The 13,329-nt window shown below is 61.8% G+C and carries 10 protein-coding genes, 1 tRNA gene and 1 pseudogene; 4 read left to right on the forward strand and 8 right to left on the reverse strand.

Annotated features, from left to right (window positions below; genetic code table 11):
- Nucleotides 1-48 precede the first annotated feature (48 nt).
- Nucleotides 49-1,530 (reverse strand): glutamate--tRNA ligase, encoded by a 1,482-nt coding sequence (gltX, locus tag HZR81_RS16350; RefSeq protein ID WP_500128721.1) that lies wholly within the window; start codon nucleotides 1,528-1,530, stop codon nucleotides 49-51.
- Between the two features lie 129 nt (nucleotides 1,531-1,659).
- A complete protein-coding gene (uvrB, locus tag HZR81_RS16355; RefSeq protein ID WP_063542512.1) occupies nucleotides 1,660-3,675 on the reverse strand; it encodes an excinuclease ABC subunit UvrB in 2,016 nt (671 codons plus the stop codon).
- Between the two features lie 274 nt (nucleotides 3,676-3,949).
- On the opposite strand from uvrB, the gene HZR81_RS16360 reads away from it, so the two are divergent.
- Nucleotides 3,950-5,146 (forward strand): amino acid aminotransferase, encoded by a 1,197-nt coding sequence (locus HZR81_RS16360; protein WP_500128722.1) that lies wholly within the window; start codon nucleotides 3,950-3,952, stop codon nucleotides 5,144-5,146.
- A gap of 99 nt (nucleotides 5,147-5,245) precedes the next feature.
- Nucleotides 5,246-5,321: transfer RNA gene (locus tag HZR81_RS16365), tRNA-Asn, on the forward strand.
- Between the two features lie 141 nt (nucleotides 5,322-5,462).
- Here the strand turns inward: HZR81_RS16365 and HZR81_RS16370 are convergent.
- Both HZR81_RS16370 and grxD read right to left on the reverse strand, forming a co-directional pair.
- Nucleotides 5,463-5,825, reverse strand: coding sequence for a VanZ family protein (locus tag HZR81_RS16370; RefSeq protein WP_063542508.1), 363 nt, complete (start codon nucleotides 5,823-5,825; stop codon nucleotides 5,463-5,465).
- A 195-nt stretch (nucleotides 5,826-6,020) separates the two neighbouring features.
- Nucleotides 6,021-6,347, reverse strand: a complete 327-nt coding sequence (gene grxD / locus HZR81_RS16375) for a Grx4 family monothiol glutaredoxin (RefSeq protein ID WP_003299217.1) — start codon at nucleotides 6,345-6,347, stop codon at nucleotides 6,021-6,023.
- A 274-nt stretch (nucleotides 6,348-6,621) separates the two neighbouring features.
- Between grxD and argF the strand changes: the two genes are divergently transcribed.
- Together argF and HZR81_RS16385 are read left to right on the forward strand one after the other, a co-directional pair.
- Entirely contained in the window at nucleotides 6,622-7,542 is a 921-nt protein-coding gene (argF, locus tag HZR81_RS16380; RefSeq protein WP_013983610.1) for an ornithine carbamoyltransferase, read from the forward strand.
- A complete protein-coding gene (locus HZR81_RS16385) occupies nucleotides 7,539-8,636 on the forward strand; it encodes an ABC transporter ATP-binding protein (RefSeq protein ID WP_500128723.1) in 1,098 nt (365 codons plus the stop codon). The genes argF and HZR81_RS16385 overlap by 4 nt, the downstream gene beginning before the upstream one ends.
- Before the next feature lie 43 nt (nucleotides 8,637-8,679).
- Here HZR81_RS16385 and tadA read toward each other — a convergent pair whose 3' ends face one another.
- The 4 genes and pseudogenes from tadA to ltrA all read right to left on the reverse strand — a co-directional run bounded on the left by tadA (nucleotide 8,680) and on the right by ltrA (nucleotide 13,190).
- Complete coding sequence (gene tadA, locus HZR81_RS16390) at nucleotides 8,680-9,174, reverse strand: tRNA adenosine(34) deaminase TadA (protein ID WP_063542504.1); 495 nt, start codon at nucleotides 9,172-9,174, stop codon at nucleotides 8,680-8,682.
- 19 nt (nucleotides 9,175-9,193) lie between these two features.
- Entirely contained in the window at nucleotides 9,194-10,564 is a 1,371-nt protein-coding gene (locus tag HZR81_RS16395) for a multicopper oxidase family protein (RefSeq protein WP_500128724.1), read from the reverse strand.
- A gap of 589 nt (nucleotides 10,565-11,153) precedes the next feature.
- Nucleotides 11,154-11,612: pseudogene (locus tag HZR81_RS16400) on the reverse strand (IS5 family transposase); the annotation flags it as partial.
- A gap of 72 nt (nucleotides 11,613-11,684) precedes the next feature.
- Nucleotides 11,685-13,190 (reverse strand): group II intron reverse transcriptase/maturase, encoded by a 1,506-nt coding sequence (ltrA, locus tag HZR81_RS16405; RefSeq protein ID WP_500128725.1) that lies wholly within the window; start codon nucleotides 13,188-13,190, stop codon nucleotides 11,685-11,687.
- Between the last annotated feature and the right edge of the window lie 139 nt (nucleotides 13,191-13,329).

The following is a 13,329-nucleotide window of genomic DNA, read 5'->3' on the forward strand; positions in this document are numbered from 1 at the left end:
CCGAACCACCAAGCAGCATGGCGGTGCCTGAGTCGGCACCGCCTCGGCTCAGGCGAGGCTGGCCAGAAGCTTCTCCCACTCCTTGACTTCCTTCTTCGACGCCCCGCCAAGCAGCTCCAGCGCGTTGCGCAGGCGGAAGCGCGTCAGATCCGGGCCGAGAATCTCCATTGCATCGAGCACGGAGACAGAACTGGCCTGACCGGTAATCGCGGCGAACATCAACGGCATCACGTCGCGCAGCTTCAAGCCAAGGTGTTCGGCGACCTGAGTGATGCACGTGGTGATGCGTTCCTTCTCCCACTGGCGCAGTGCCTCGAGCTTCCACAGGATCAGTTGCATGACCTGGCGCACCTGCGTCGCATCGAGCTTCTTGTGAGCGAACAATGCCGGGTCGAGCGGCAATGCGCCAGAGAAGAAGAAGCCAGCCAATGGCGCAATCTGACTGAAGGTTTCCACGCGCTGCTGCACGTGCGGCGCGATCTGCATCATGTACTCGGGATTGAACGCCCACTTCTGTACTTCGGCAGCGAACTGCTCGACCGGCAGCTCGCGCAGCCACTGGCCGTTGAGCCAGGAGAGCTTCTCCAGATCGAAGATCGGTCCACCGAGCGATACCCGGCTGATATCGAAGTGCTCGATCATCTCGTCGAGGGTGAACTTCTCGCGCTCGTCAGGCATCGACCAACCCATACGGCCGAGATAGTTGAGCATTGCCTGCGGCAGGAAGCCCATGCGCTCGTAGAAGGTCACCGAGGTCGGGTTCTTGCGCTTCGAGAGCTTGCTCTTGTCCGGATTGCGCAGCAGCGGCATGTAGCACAGCTGTGGCTGTTCCCAGCCGAAGTATTCGTACAGCTTGATCAGCTTGGGCGCCGATGGCAGCCACTCCTCACCGCGCAGCACATGGGTGATGCCCATCAGGTGGTCATCGACCACGTTGGCGAGGAAGTAGGTCGGCAGCCCATCGGCCTTCATCAGCACCTGCATGTCCATGCGGTCCCAACCGATCTCGACGGTGCCGCGCAGCATGTCGTTGACCTGACACACGCCTTCGCTCGGCACCTTCATGCGGATCACATGCGACTCACCAGCAGCAATGCGACGCTCGGCTTCGGCCGGATCGAGGTGCATGCAATGGCCGTCGTAACGCGGCGTTTCCTTGTTCGCCATCTGCTCGGCACGCACCTGATCCAGGCGCTCGGCGCTACAGAAGCAGGGAAAGGCGTGGCCGTTGGCGACCAGCTCATCCGAATATTTCTTGTAGATCTCGCCGCGCTCGCTCTGCCGGTACGGGCCATGCGGGCCACCGACATCCGGGCCCTCGTCCCACTCGATACCCAGCCAGCGCAACGCGTCGTAAATCTGCTGTTCGGATTCGCGGGTCGAGCGCACCTGATCGGTATCCTCGATGCGCAGGATGAACTGGCCGCCGTGCTGACGGGCGAAGCACAGATTGAACAGCGCAATGTAGGCGGTGCCGACGTGAGGATCGCCGGTCGGGGAAGGCGCAATGCGGGTGCGAACCGTGGTCATGGAAGCTCTCGGACGGAAAAGGACGGACGAAAATCGAAGGGGCGAATGTTAGCAGGCCCGCCGCGCTGGGCTCCAGCCGAACACCGGAGCACGCACCATTGCGCACCTGGCTCATGCCGCTGCAGGTATTCAGACCTGCAGCAACAGCTCGCGCAGCTTGTGAATCTCGTCGCGCGCCTCGGCGGCCGCCTCGAATTCCAGATCGCGCGCCAGGCTCAGCATTTTCTCCTCCAGCTGGCGAATCCGCTTGGTGATCTCGCTCGGCGAACGCAGCTCCTTCTCGTAGCGCGCACTCTCCTCCGCCGCTTTGGCCTCGCCACGGCGCTTCTTGCTGCGCGAGCCGGGGACCGTGGCGCCCTCGAGAATGTCCTGCACATCCTTCTTGACACCCTTGGGCACGATGCCATGAGCCTCGTTGAAGGCGATCTGCTTGGCGCGACGGCGCTCGGTCTCGTCGATGGCGCGCTGCATGGACCCGGTGACATTGTCGGCGTAGAGAATCGCCCGGCCATTGAGGTTGCGCGCGGCGCGGCCGATGGTCTGGATCAGCGAACGCTCCGAGCGGAGGAAGCCTTCCTTGTCCGCGTCGAGAATCGCCACCAGCGACACCTCAGGCATGTCCAGGCCTTCGCGCAGCAGGTTGATGCCCACCAGCACATCGAACGTGCCCAGGCGCAGGTCACGGATGATCTCCACCCGCTCCACGGTATCGATGTCCGAATGCAGGTAGCGCACCCGCACATCGTGATCGCCGAGGTAGTCGGTCAGGTCTTCGGCCATGCGCTTGGTCAGCGTGGTGACCAGCACCCGCTCCTCCTTGGCCACGCACTTGCGGATCTCCGACAGCAGGTCGTCGACCTGCGTCAGCGCCGGACGCACCTCGATCTGCGGATCGACCAGCCCCGTCGGACGCACAACCTGCTCCACCACGCGGCCTGCATGTTCGGCCTCGTAAGGTCCGGGTGTCGCGGAGACAAAGATGGTCTGCGGGCAGATCGCTTCCCATTCGTCGAAGCGCATCGGCCGGTTGTCCAGCGCCGATGGCAGGCGGAAGCCGTACTCCACCAGGGTTTCCTTGCGCGAGCGGTCGCCCTTGTACATCGCACCGACCTGCGGCACCGAAACGTGTGATTCGTCGATCACCAGCAGGGCATCGGCCGGCAGGTAGTCGAACAGCGTCGGTGGCGGCTCGCCAGCATCACGCCCGGACAGATAGCGCGAGTAGTTTTCGATGCCGTTGCAGTAGCCCAGCTCCATGATCATTTCCAGATCGAAACGCGTGCGCTGCTCCAGACGCTGCGCCTCCACCAGTTTGTTCTGGCTACGCAGGTAGTCGAGGCGCTCGCGCAGCTCGTCCTTGATCTTCTCGATGGCATCGAGCAGCGTCTCGCGCGGCGTCACGTAATGACTCTTGGGGTAGAAGGTGAAGCGCGGCAGCTTGCGGATCACTTCGCCGGTCAGCGGATCGAAGGCCGACAGGCTCTCCACCTCGTCGTCGAACAGCTCGATGCGCACCGCTTCGAGGTCCGATTCCGCCGGAAAGATATCGATCACGTCACCGCGCACGCGGAAGGTGGCGCGGGCGAAGTCCATGTCGTTGCGCGTGTACTGCAGCCCGGTCAGCCGGCGCAGCAGCTCGCGCTGATCGAGGCGGTCGCCACGATCGACGTGCAACACCATCTTCAGGTACGACTGCGGATCACCCAGGCCGTAGATGCACGACACCGTGGTGACGATGATCGCATCCGGCCGCTCCAGCAATGCCTTGGTCGCCGACAGGCGCATCTGCTCGATGTGATCGTTGATCGAGGCGTCCTTCTCGATGAAGGTGTCCGACGACGGCACATAGGCTTCCGGCTGATAGTAGTCGTAGTAGGAAACGAAATACTCCACCGCGTTGTTCGGGAAGAACGCCTTGAACTCGCCATAGAGCTGCGCGGCGAGCGTCTTGTTCGGCGCCAGCACCAGCGTGGGTCGCTGCACGTGGGCGATGACGTTGGCGATGCTGAAGGTCTTGCCCGAGCCGGTAACGCCCAGCAGCGTCTGGTGCGACAGCCCCGCCTCGATGCCTTCGATCATCTGCCGAATGGCCTCCGGCTGATCGCCGGCCGGCTTGAAACGGGTGACCAGTTCGAACTTGGACATTTCGCCTCTCTAGGTAACGTGTGCGAGCTTGGCAGCCGGACTTTCGACAGCCTTCCAGCGGTTCCTGAAGTACGCCCCTGCGATTGGCGCGCAGGGCTGAGAAACCGCCCATCTTTTCAGTACGCAAAACGCACCGAAAGTGATCAGAAAACCTCGGTAGCATATCGCAGGCAACAGGCTTGACCGCTATACTACCGCCCCGTTTGCGCATCACCCTGCGCGCCGACGCGAGGGTGGTGAATCTAGTCACTCTTCTCTTTCGAGCCCCCTCACCATGAGTTTGTTCTCTGCTGTCGAAATGGCGCCACGCGATCCTATCCTCGGCCTCAATGAAGCCTTCAACGCCGACACGCGGCCGAACAAGGTCAACCTCGGTGTCGGTGTCTACTACAACGAAGAAGGTCGCATTCCGCTGCTGCGCGCCGTGGTAGAGGCAGAGCATGCCCGCATCGCCGCCCACGCGCCGCGCGGCTACCTGCCGATCGAAGGCATCGCCGCTTACGATGCTGCCGTACAGAAGCTGCTGTTCGGCAACGATTCTCCGCTGATCGCCGAAGGCCGGGTGGTGACTACCCAGGCGCTCGGCGGTACCGGCGCACTCAAGGTTGGCGCAGACTTCCTCAAGCGCCTGCTGCCGGACGCCGTGGTTGCCATCAGCAACCCGAGCTGGGAAAACCATCGCGCGCTGTTCGAGTCGGCCGGCTTCCCGGTGCAGAACTACAGCTACTACAACGCCAGCACTCATGGCATCGACCGCGCCGGTCTGCTGCAGGACCTGAAGAACCTGCCGCCGCGCTCCATCGTCGTACTGCACGCCTGCTGCCACAACCCGACCGGCGTCGATCTGAACCTGGATGACTGGAAGCAAATTCTCGACGTGCTGCGCGCCCAGGATCACGTGCCGTTCATCGACATCGCCTACCAGGGCTTCGGTGACAGCATCGAAGAGGACGCCGCGGCGGTACGCCTGTTCGCCGAGTCGGGCATGACCTTCTTCGTGTCCAGCTCGTTCTCCAAGTCCTTCTCGTTGTACGGCGAACGTGTCGGCGCGCTGTCGATGGTCACCCAGAGCCGCGATGAGTCAGCTCGCGTGCTGTCGCAGGTCAAGCGCGTGATCCGCACCAACTATTCCAACCCGCCGACCCATGGCGCCATGATCGTCTCCGCTGTACTCAATAGCCCGGAACTGCGCGCCATGTGGGAAGCCGAACAGGGCGAGATGCGCAGCCGCATCCGTGAGATGCGCCTGAGCATGGTCGAGCTGCTGGCATCCAAGGGCGCGAAGACGGACTTCAGTTTCGTCGCTGCGCAGCGCGGCATGTTCTCCTATTCGGGGCTCACCGCCGAACAGGTCGAGCGGCTGCGGGTCGAGTTCGGCGTCTACGCCATCAGCACCGGCCGGATCTGCGCCGCGGCACTGAATCGCAGCAATATCGGCCACGTCACCGACGCCATCGTCCAGGTGCTCTGAGCTGACGCGTCGGGGCCATGGCGTACCACGCGCCTGGCCCCGACGCACTGTGGGAGGGGTTGACTTCTCCTTTCCAAACAGTAGGATACGCACCGTTGTTCCGCGATAGCTCAGTCGGTAGAGCAAATGACTGTTAATCATTGGGTCCCTGGTTCGAGTCCAGGTCGCGGAGCCAAATTCGAAAGCCTCGGTTAATACCGGGGCTTTTTTATTGTTGCCGGACTCTCACCAGGGACCATGTCCCAGGTTATTCGCTTCGCTCACCCCTTCGGGGCCGCGCATTCCCACTAGCGCATCGATCCCAGATTGCCGAATCCTACTCGGTCAGCGGCTCGCCCAGCCGCTGACGCCACCAGCCCTGCGCAATCAGTGAACAGCCCCAGCCCAGCAGCACACCCAGCACATTGGCCAACATGTCCCAGCGCGAAGCGGTCCGATAAGGCAGCAAGCCCTGCCCTATCTCGATCGACAGGGCAGCGACGAGCGTCAGGCCCAGCCCCCATAGGAACGGTACCCGCGGAAACGCCAGGCGCAGCGTAAAAGCCAGCGCGGCGAAACCCAGCAGATGATGCAGCTTGTCCTGCTGATCGAACAGTTGCGGCACCGGCTCCGGCTTCAGGCCGTTGAAAAGGACGACCGCCAACACGATCAGAAAGGGCAGCATTCGCATATAGGGCATCGGGTGGCGTCTCTCACTTCAAATGGGCGAAACAGAACAGAGGGAAAACGCCCTCACAGCGAACTGTGACTGCGAAAAGACCATAACGATCAACGACGTCAGCCGAGCGGCATTTTTTTCGAGACGCAGCACAAACAAAAATGCCCGCATCCTTCGATGCGGGCATCAGGCAACGCCTACGCGGTCAGCCTGGGCTCAGGCTTCGGCCTTGCCGACAGCGGACTTGATCAGGGTCTGCAGCTCACCCTTCTCGAACATCTCGAGGATGATGTCGCTGCCACCGACCAGCTCACCGTTCACCCACAGCTGCGGGAAGGTCGGCCAGTTGGCGTAGGTCGGCAGGTTGGCGCGAATCTCCGGGTTCTGCAGGATGTCGACGTAAGCGAACTTCTCGCCACAGCCCATTACCGCCTGGGTCGCGCGGGCGGAGAAGCCACACTGCGGCGCATTGGGCGAGCCCTTCATGTACAGCAGCACCGGGTTGTTGGCGATCTGCTCTTTGATGGTTTCGATGATATCCATGGACTACCTCGGCTAGACACGGTTGCCCGGCATTGTACCGGAAAACCTCTCGGAAAGCCGAGTGCGAGACTCGGCTATGTTGCCGCGCAAAGGCCGTCATTACTGAGATTCAGCCCTGCCAGGCCCCTGGACCGAGGATTTGCGCCTGTGCTTGCTTTCTGGATAAGATCGCGCCTTTCCCGTTTCGTCGCTCCCCGTGCGACTCCCCAGTCGTCGGTCCCCTTTTCTGTCGAAAATCCTCGGATCGCGCGCTGCGGCAATAAAGGTAGTTGATATGAGCGCAAGGCATTTTCTCTCACTGATGGACTGCACGCCCCAGGAGCTGAACAGCCTGGTCCGCCGCGGCATCGAGTTGAAGGATCTGCGCAAGCGCGGCGTCCTGTTCGAGCCCTTGAAGAATCGCGTGCTGGGCATGATCTTCGAGAAGGCCTCGACCCGCACCCGACTGTCCTTCGAAGCCGGCATGATCCAGCTCGGCGGCCAGGCGATCTTCCTTTCTCCGCGCGACACTCAGCTTGGCCGCGGCGAGCCGATCAGCGACTCGGCCATCGTCATGTCGCGCATGCTCGACGCGGTGATGATCCGCACCTTCGCCCATTCGACCCTGACCGACTTCGCCGCCAACTCCAGCGTACCGGTGATCAACGGTCTGTCCGATGACCTGCACCCCTGCCAGCTGATGGCCGACATGCAGACCTACCACGAACACCGCGGCAGCATTGCCGGCAAGACGGTGGCCTGGATCGGCGACGGTAACAACATGTGCAACACCTATATAGAAGCGGCCATCCAGTTCGACTTCCGGCTGAAGGTCGCCTGCCCCGAAGGTTACGAACCCGACGCCGAGCTGCTGGCACGCGCCGGCGAGCGTGTGCAGGTGCTGCGCGACCCACGCGAGGCAGCGGCGGGCGCCAACCTGATCAGCACCGACGTCTGGGCATCCATGGGCCAGGAAGATGAAGTGGCCGCGCGCCTGGCCACCTTCCGCCCCTATCAGGTAAACCGCGCGCTGCTCGACTGCGCCGCCGCGGACGTGCTGTTCATGCACTGCCTGCCGGCCCACCGTGGCGAGGAAATCAGTCACGATCTGCTCGATGACCCCCGCTCGGTCGCCTGGGATCAGGCCGAGAACCGCCTGCACGTGCAGAAGGCACTGCTGGAGTTTCTTGTCGAGCCGGCCTATCACCACGCATGAAACCTGAACTGCCGCTGCTACAACTGCGCGACCTGGCCTGCGGCTATGGTGAGCAGAGCATCGTTCAGCATCTCAACCTGCACCTGAATCGCGGCGACATCGGCTGCCTGTTGGGCCCATCCGGCTGCGGCAAGACCACCACGCTGCGCGCCATCGCCGGCTTCGAGCCCGTGCACCAGGGCGAGATCCAGCTAGCCGACACCGTCATTTCCCGTGCCGGCTTCACCCTGGCGCCGGAGAAGCGCCGCATCGGCATGGTGTTTCAGGATTACGCCCTGTTTCCGCACCTTACCGTGGCGGAGAACATCGCCTTCGGTATCCGCAAACAGCCCGATTGCGCGCGCATCGTCGACGAAATGCTCGAGCTGGTACACCTGAGCGCGCTCGGCAAACGCTATCCTCATGAGCTTTCCGGCGGTCAGCAGCAGCGCGTGGCGTTGGCCCGGGCGCTGGCGCCGGAACCGGCCTTGCTGCTGCTCGACGAGCCCTTCTCCAACCTCGACGTGGAACTGCGCCGACGCCTCAGCCACGAGGTGCGCGAAATCCTCAAGGCGCGCAACACAAGCGCGATTCTGGTGACCCATGACCAGGAAGAGGCCTTCGCCGTTAGCGATCAGGTCGGCGTGTTCAAGGATGGCCGGCTGGAGCATTGGGACACCCCTTTCAATCTCTATCACGAGCCGCTGACGCCCTTTGTCGCCAGCTTCATCGGGCAGGGGTATTTCATCCGCGGCCAGCTGCTGGACCCTGAAACGGTACAGACCGAGCTAGGCCCGATTCGCAGCAACCGCGCCTACAACTGGCCCGCAGGTAGCTCGGTAGACGTGCTGCTGCGCCCGGACGATATCGTCTACCGACCGGAAAGCCCGTTGCGGGCACTGATCGTCGGCAAGACATTCCTCGGCGCATCCACCTTGTATCGACTGCAGCTACCCACCGGTAACCAGTTGGTGGCCATCTTCCCCAGCCACGCGGATTACCCGACCGGGCAGGACGTCGGCATCGCCATCGCCGCCGATCATCTGGTGGTGTTTCCGGCCCAGGGCAGCGTCGCTGCCCGCGACATATTGCCGACCGCCGCGGCAGCCCGCTGAACCGCGGAGCTCAGGACATTGCCCTGCTGACGGCGTACCGGCATCAGCCGTCCGCTCGCCCCTTCTGCCGGCGCTGGCGGAAGAACTCGCTGAGTACCGCGCCACACTCCTCCGCCAGCACGCCGCCCTCGACCAAGACACGATGGTTGAGAAAGGCCTGCTCGAAGAACTGACCGCGGCTGACCACCACACCCGCCTTCGGCTCGGTGGCGCCGTAGACCACCCGCTGGATGCGCGAATGCACGATCAGACCGGCGCACATGCTGCACGGCTCCAGCGTGACGTAGAGCGTCACGCCGGGTAGCCGATAGTTCTGCAGTGCCTGCGCCGCGTCACGCACCGCAACCATTTCCGCATGAGCACTGGGGTCGTGCTGCGAGATCGGGCAGTTGAAGCCGCGCCCGATGATCTGCCCATCCTGCACCAGCACAGCTCCCACCGGCACCTCACCCAGCGCGGCACCCTGTGCTGCCAGCGCCAGGGCTTCGCGCATGAAACGCTCATCCTGGCTGCGGTCGATGATCTGCGGCCTCCTCACGACTGTGCCCTGCCCTGTTTCATACCACCTCGATCGCGGCCATCAGGCCGGTCTCCATATGGTCGATGACATGGCAATGGAACATCCAGGTGCCCGGATTATCGGCGACCAGCGCGATGCGTGCCGTCTCGTTCTTGCCCAGCAGGTAGGTGTCGGTGAACCAGGGGTCGATCTTGCGTCGGTTGGACGAGATCACCTGGAAGGTCATGCCGTGCAGGTGGATCGGATGCTGATACTGACTGAGATTGCGCAGCTCGAAGATGTAATGGCCATCCTTCTTCAGCGTCGCGATCGGCCGTTCGGCGCAGCTCTTGTCGTTGATGTCCCACGCCTGGCCGTTGATCTGCCAGAACGTGTAGGCCGCCCCCTGCTCGACATCCGCTGAAAGATGGCCAGCCCACTCGAAATTGAAGCGCAGCACCTCGGCCTGCTGCAGGTCGGGCACCGCGACCGGGTTGGCCGGCAGTGCCGGCGGCCAGTCGCCAGTGGCCTCGTCATGCGCTACCGAGCGCAGCGTGGCCAGTCGCAACGGACCGTTGCGCAACGACAGTTCGGTGCCTGCCCGCGGCACCTTGAGCACCAGGTCGATGCGCATGCCCGGGCCGAGCCAGTACTCCTTGCCCAGCGGACGCGGCGCGATCGGGTGGCCGTCGAGCGCATAGACGCGCGCCTCGCCATCCGGCAGGTTCAGCCGATAGGTCAGCGTATTGTCGAGGTTCAGCACGCGCAGCCGTACGACCTGCCCGGCCGGCAGATCCAGCACCGGAGCATGCTTGCCGTTGATCGTCGATAGCACTCCCGGCGTGCCACCGCGGGCCGCCTCGCGCGGCACGCTGAACTCGGTGAAGGCGCCCTGCTTGTCGATGTGCCAGCTCTTCAGATTGAGTGTGCGCTCGTGGCGGAAGCCGCTCGGTTCGCGCTCCTCGACGATCAGTGGACCGACCAGCCCGCGACCCAGCTGCGCGGCGCTGCTGGTGTGCGGGTGATACCAGAAGCTGCCGGCATCGTGCAGCTGGAAGCGGTAGTCGAAAAACTCCCCGGGCAGGACCGGCAGCTGCGACACATAGGGCACGCCGTCCATTTCCAACGGCAGACGGATGCCGTGCCAGTGAATGGTGGTGGGCTCCGGCAGCTGGTTGATGAAACGCACGCGCAGCCAGTCACCCTGGCGACCACGCAGCTCGAGACCAGGCGCCTGCCCGCCATAGGCCCACGCTGGCGTTACGTGGCCGGGCACCAGTTCGACATCCAGCGGCGCGGCGATCAGTTCATAGTCGTGGGTGGTGATATCGGCCGGGCGACCGAGCCAGTAGCGCGCACCGCTACCGGCCAGGCCGACCACACCGAGGCCGGCCAGGCCGGCGAGAATCTGTCTACGGGTAAAGGACATGCATGGGCTCCAGCCAGTCCGAATTCATGGGCCCATCAGGCTCGACGCGCCTCTCTGCGGAGGCTGCGCATAGCATGAGGGCAGCCTGGGCTGCCCTCATTGCTTCAGATCACTCCCACTCAATCATCAATAGGTCGCCTAAACCCGCATGGTTAAAGGGACAAAATTAATCGATATAGGTTTTTACCGTCACATTTACCGCCATTCCGCCATCATCTATATTGCGCGGTGACGGAGCTATTCGAACAGTGAAGACTTAGCGGTCGCCACAATTTTAGCCGTCTTTAGCATCCTTGACCAATGCCGTCGGATGCGGCAAAACCAGAGCCTTTACGCACAACCCGGGGTTGGGTGGGTTTATTAAAGTTTGTTGACGCATGGTGATCCGCTTGCAAGGACTAAATAACTGTCTCGCTTGAAATAGTCGACATAATCGCCCTTAAGGAAGGTCTGAAGTAGCCCTGTATTTCCGGTCGACTTCAGCCCTCGCTGCTTTTGAAAGCGGGCCGTCGATCAAAATCGACCAGGTAACCCGCTCAGTTCTCCGTTTTTGGCCGCCGCGAGCACCTCGCAGCAGCCATTTTCCGCATTACAGGCGCACCTCTCCTGCGGTAGTCAGCAAATGTCGGCGCGCCATCCATAGGTTCGACAGCGCGAACAGCGTCACCAGCTGAGCGGTGTTCTTGGCCAGGCCACGGAAGCGCACCTTCACGTAACCGAACTGGCGCTTGATCACTCGAAACGGGTGCTCGACCTTCGCTCGCACTTGTGCCTTGGCCTTCTCGATCTTGCGCTTGGCTTTGTACAGGGCGCTGCGTTTATCGAGCTTCTTGTAGGTGCTGCGGCGTGCTGCGACCTGCCAGATCACTTCGCGGCCAGCATGTTCGGGGCGCTTTTCGACGCCGGTGTAGCCGGCATCGGCGCAGACGACGTTCTCTTCACCATGCAGCAGTTTGTCGACCTGGGTGACATCCGCCACGTTTGCCGCCGTGCCGACCACGCTGTGCACCAGCCCCGACTCGTCATCCACACCGATGTGCGCCTTCAGTCGGGTAAAGCAGGAGTGTTACCACTCCTGCCTCCCCTAAGAACCGTACTTGAGAGTCACCCCTCATACGGCTCAAGCCTTCCAGCAGCCTGAGTGAGACTGGGTAACCTGACGATGCGCTCTTCGGCGCTCAAGGTAAAACGTCCATGCCGGATCGAACGGGTTCGCTGCACTGCATATTTTGATATGCCGCACGATCGAAACACTGGCGGCGGCATACAGCCAAGCGGGTTGACTCATGCCGCGCGCTTTCTCCTGGGTGGCGAAAACCCAGTGCCGTTGACCCACGACACGAAAGTAGCGTTGTTTTACCCAATGGGCACTTTTCATGGCGTGCCGGCGAACTGCCCAGCGCCATAACACTTGCCAAATCTGATGGTCGATCCATGCGAAACGCTTGGCGGCGACAACATGGCGATGATACATGGCCCATCCTCGGATCACCGGGTTCAGGGTCAAGATCAAGTTAGCTTGAGTCGCCGTCTTGTTTGCGTTCGCGATTTCCCGCACCTTATCCAGCAATGCCTTCACACTCTTGCGAGCCGGAGTGATGAGTAGCTTGCCGGCGTACTTGCGTACGTTCTGGCCCAGAAAATCGAAGCCTTGCGAGATATGCGTTATCTGAGTCTTTTCATCAGAGAGTTCCAAGCCTCGCTCTTTCAGGAACGCCTCAATTGCAGGACGAATCTGATGTTGCAAAACAGCTTTCGTGGCCCCTGTGATGATGAAGTCATCGGCATATCGTACGACGTGTATCTTGAATGGCTTACGCTTGCGCGCTGTCGAAGCCACGCTTGCATGGACGACATCTTCCAGGCCATCCAGCGTCCAATTCGCAAGTACCGGAGAGATGATTCCCCCTTGCGGGGTTCCTGCCTCCGTTGCGAACAAGGCTCCCTGATCGACATACCCCGCTCGAAGCCATTTGCGCAGAACCACCTTATCCATGGGCACGTTGGTGAGCAGCCAATCGTGACTGATATTGTCGAAACAGCCTCGAATGTCAGCTTCCAGTACCCAATGCGCCGAACCACGTTTCGCCAGTGCATTGAAGCAATGTGCGATTGCATCGGCAGTGGATCGCTGCGGCCGAAATCCATAGGAGTTGGGGTCTGCACGCGTTTCGGCAACCGGCTCAAGTGCCAGTTTCCACAGCGCCTGCATCGCACGATCCCGCATCGTTGGAATTCCCAGCGGACGCTTCTTGCCATTGCTTTTGGGTATGTAGATGCGTCTCAGCGGTTGAGGCCGATAGCCCCGATGCTGTAACGCTTGTGCTCCCGTCGATTTAGCCACCGGAGTCGACCAGATCTTGCCATCAACGCCCGGTGTTCTCTTGCCTCTGTTTTCCGTCACTCGTTTCACGGCCAACAGTTTGCCGCTGAACGAGCGAGTCAGCAGTCGTTGCAAGGCTTGCACCTTGCCCCACCTGCCTTCTCGTGTTGCCTTGGCGATACGGACCTGGAGTCGTTTCACTTGCGACTCGATCTGGTTCCAGTGTTGGGGCCAGGCCGATATGAAGTTCGAAGGCGCACCAGTGCTCGCCGTTGCTTGCGCATTGGGTGCGCGCACTGCCATCTGCTTTCCTCCGTGCAACGATTGATCAGGTTTTCTCGCCATGGAAGACCGTGTGGAAGTCTGCTCGCTTTCGCGCCAGATGATGTTTCAATCTGTATTCACCCCATTACAGGGTGACCTTCGCTTTTTCCACATTCCT

Origin of the sequence: Pseudomonas sp. LM13 (assembly GCF_041381355.1) — a bacterium.
In the GTDB taxonomy this organism is placed as follows: domain Bacteria; phylum Pseudomonadota; class Gammaproteobacteria; order Pseudomonadales; family Pseudomonadaceae; genus Stutzerimonas; species Stutzerimonas frequens.

Excerpts from the sequence above, each read along its gene's own strand:
- gltX (WP_500128721.1), bottom strand. The coding sequence starts at position 1,530 with ATGACCACGGTTCGCACCCGCATTGCGCCTTCCCCGACCGGCGATCCT.
- uvrB (WP_063542512.1), bottom strand. The coding sequence starts at position 3,675 with ATGTCCAAGTTCGAACTGGTCACCCGTTTCAAGCCGGCCGGCGATCAG.
- HZR81_RS16360 (WP_500128722.1), top strand. The coding sequence starts at position 3,950 with ATGAGTTTGTTCTCTGCTGTCGAAATGGCGCCACGCGATCCTATCCTC.
- HZR81_RS16370 (WP_063542508.1), bottom strand. The coding sequence starts at position 5,825 with ATGCCCTATATGCGAATGCTGCCCTTTCTGATCGTGTTGGCGGTCGTC.
- grxD (WP_003299217.1), bottom strand. The coding sequence starts at position 6,347 with ATGGATATCATCGAAACCATCAAAGAGCAGATCGCCAACAACCCGGTG.
- argF (WP_013983610.1), top strand. The coding sequence starts at position 6,622 with ATGAGCGCAAGGCATTTTCTCTCACTGATGGACTGCACGCCCCAGGAG.
- HZR81_RS16385 (WP_500128723.1), top strand. The coding sequence starts at position 7,539 with ATGAAACCTGAACTGCCGCTGCTACAACTGCGCGACCTGGCCTGCGGC.
- HZR81_RS16395 (WP_500128724.1), bottom strand. The coding sequence starts at position 10,564 with ATGTCCTTTACCCGTAGACAGATTCTCGCCGGCCTGGCCGGCCTCGGT.
- ltrA (WP_500128725.1), bottom strand. The coding sequence starts at position 13,190 with ATGGCAGTGCGCGCACCCAATGCGCAAGCAACGGCGAGCACTGGTGCG.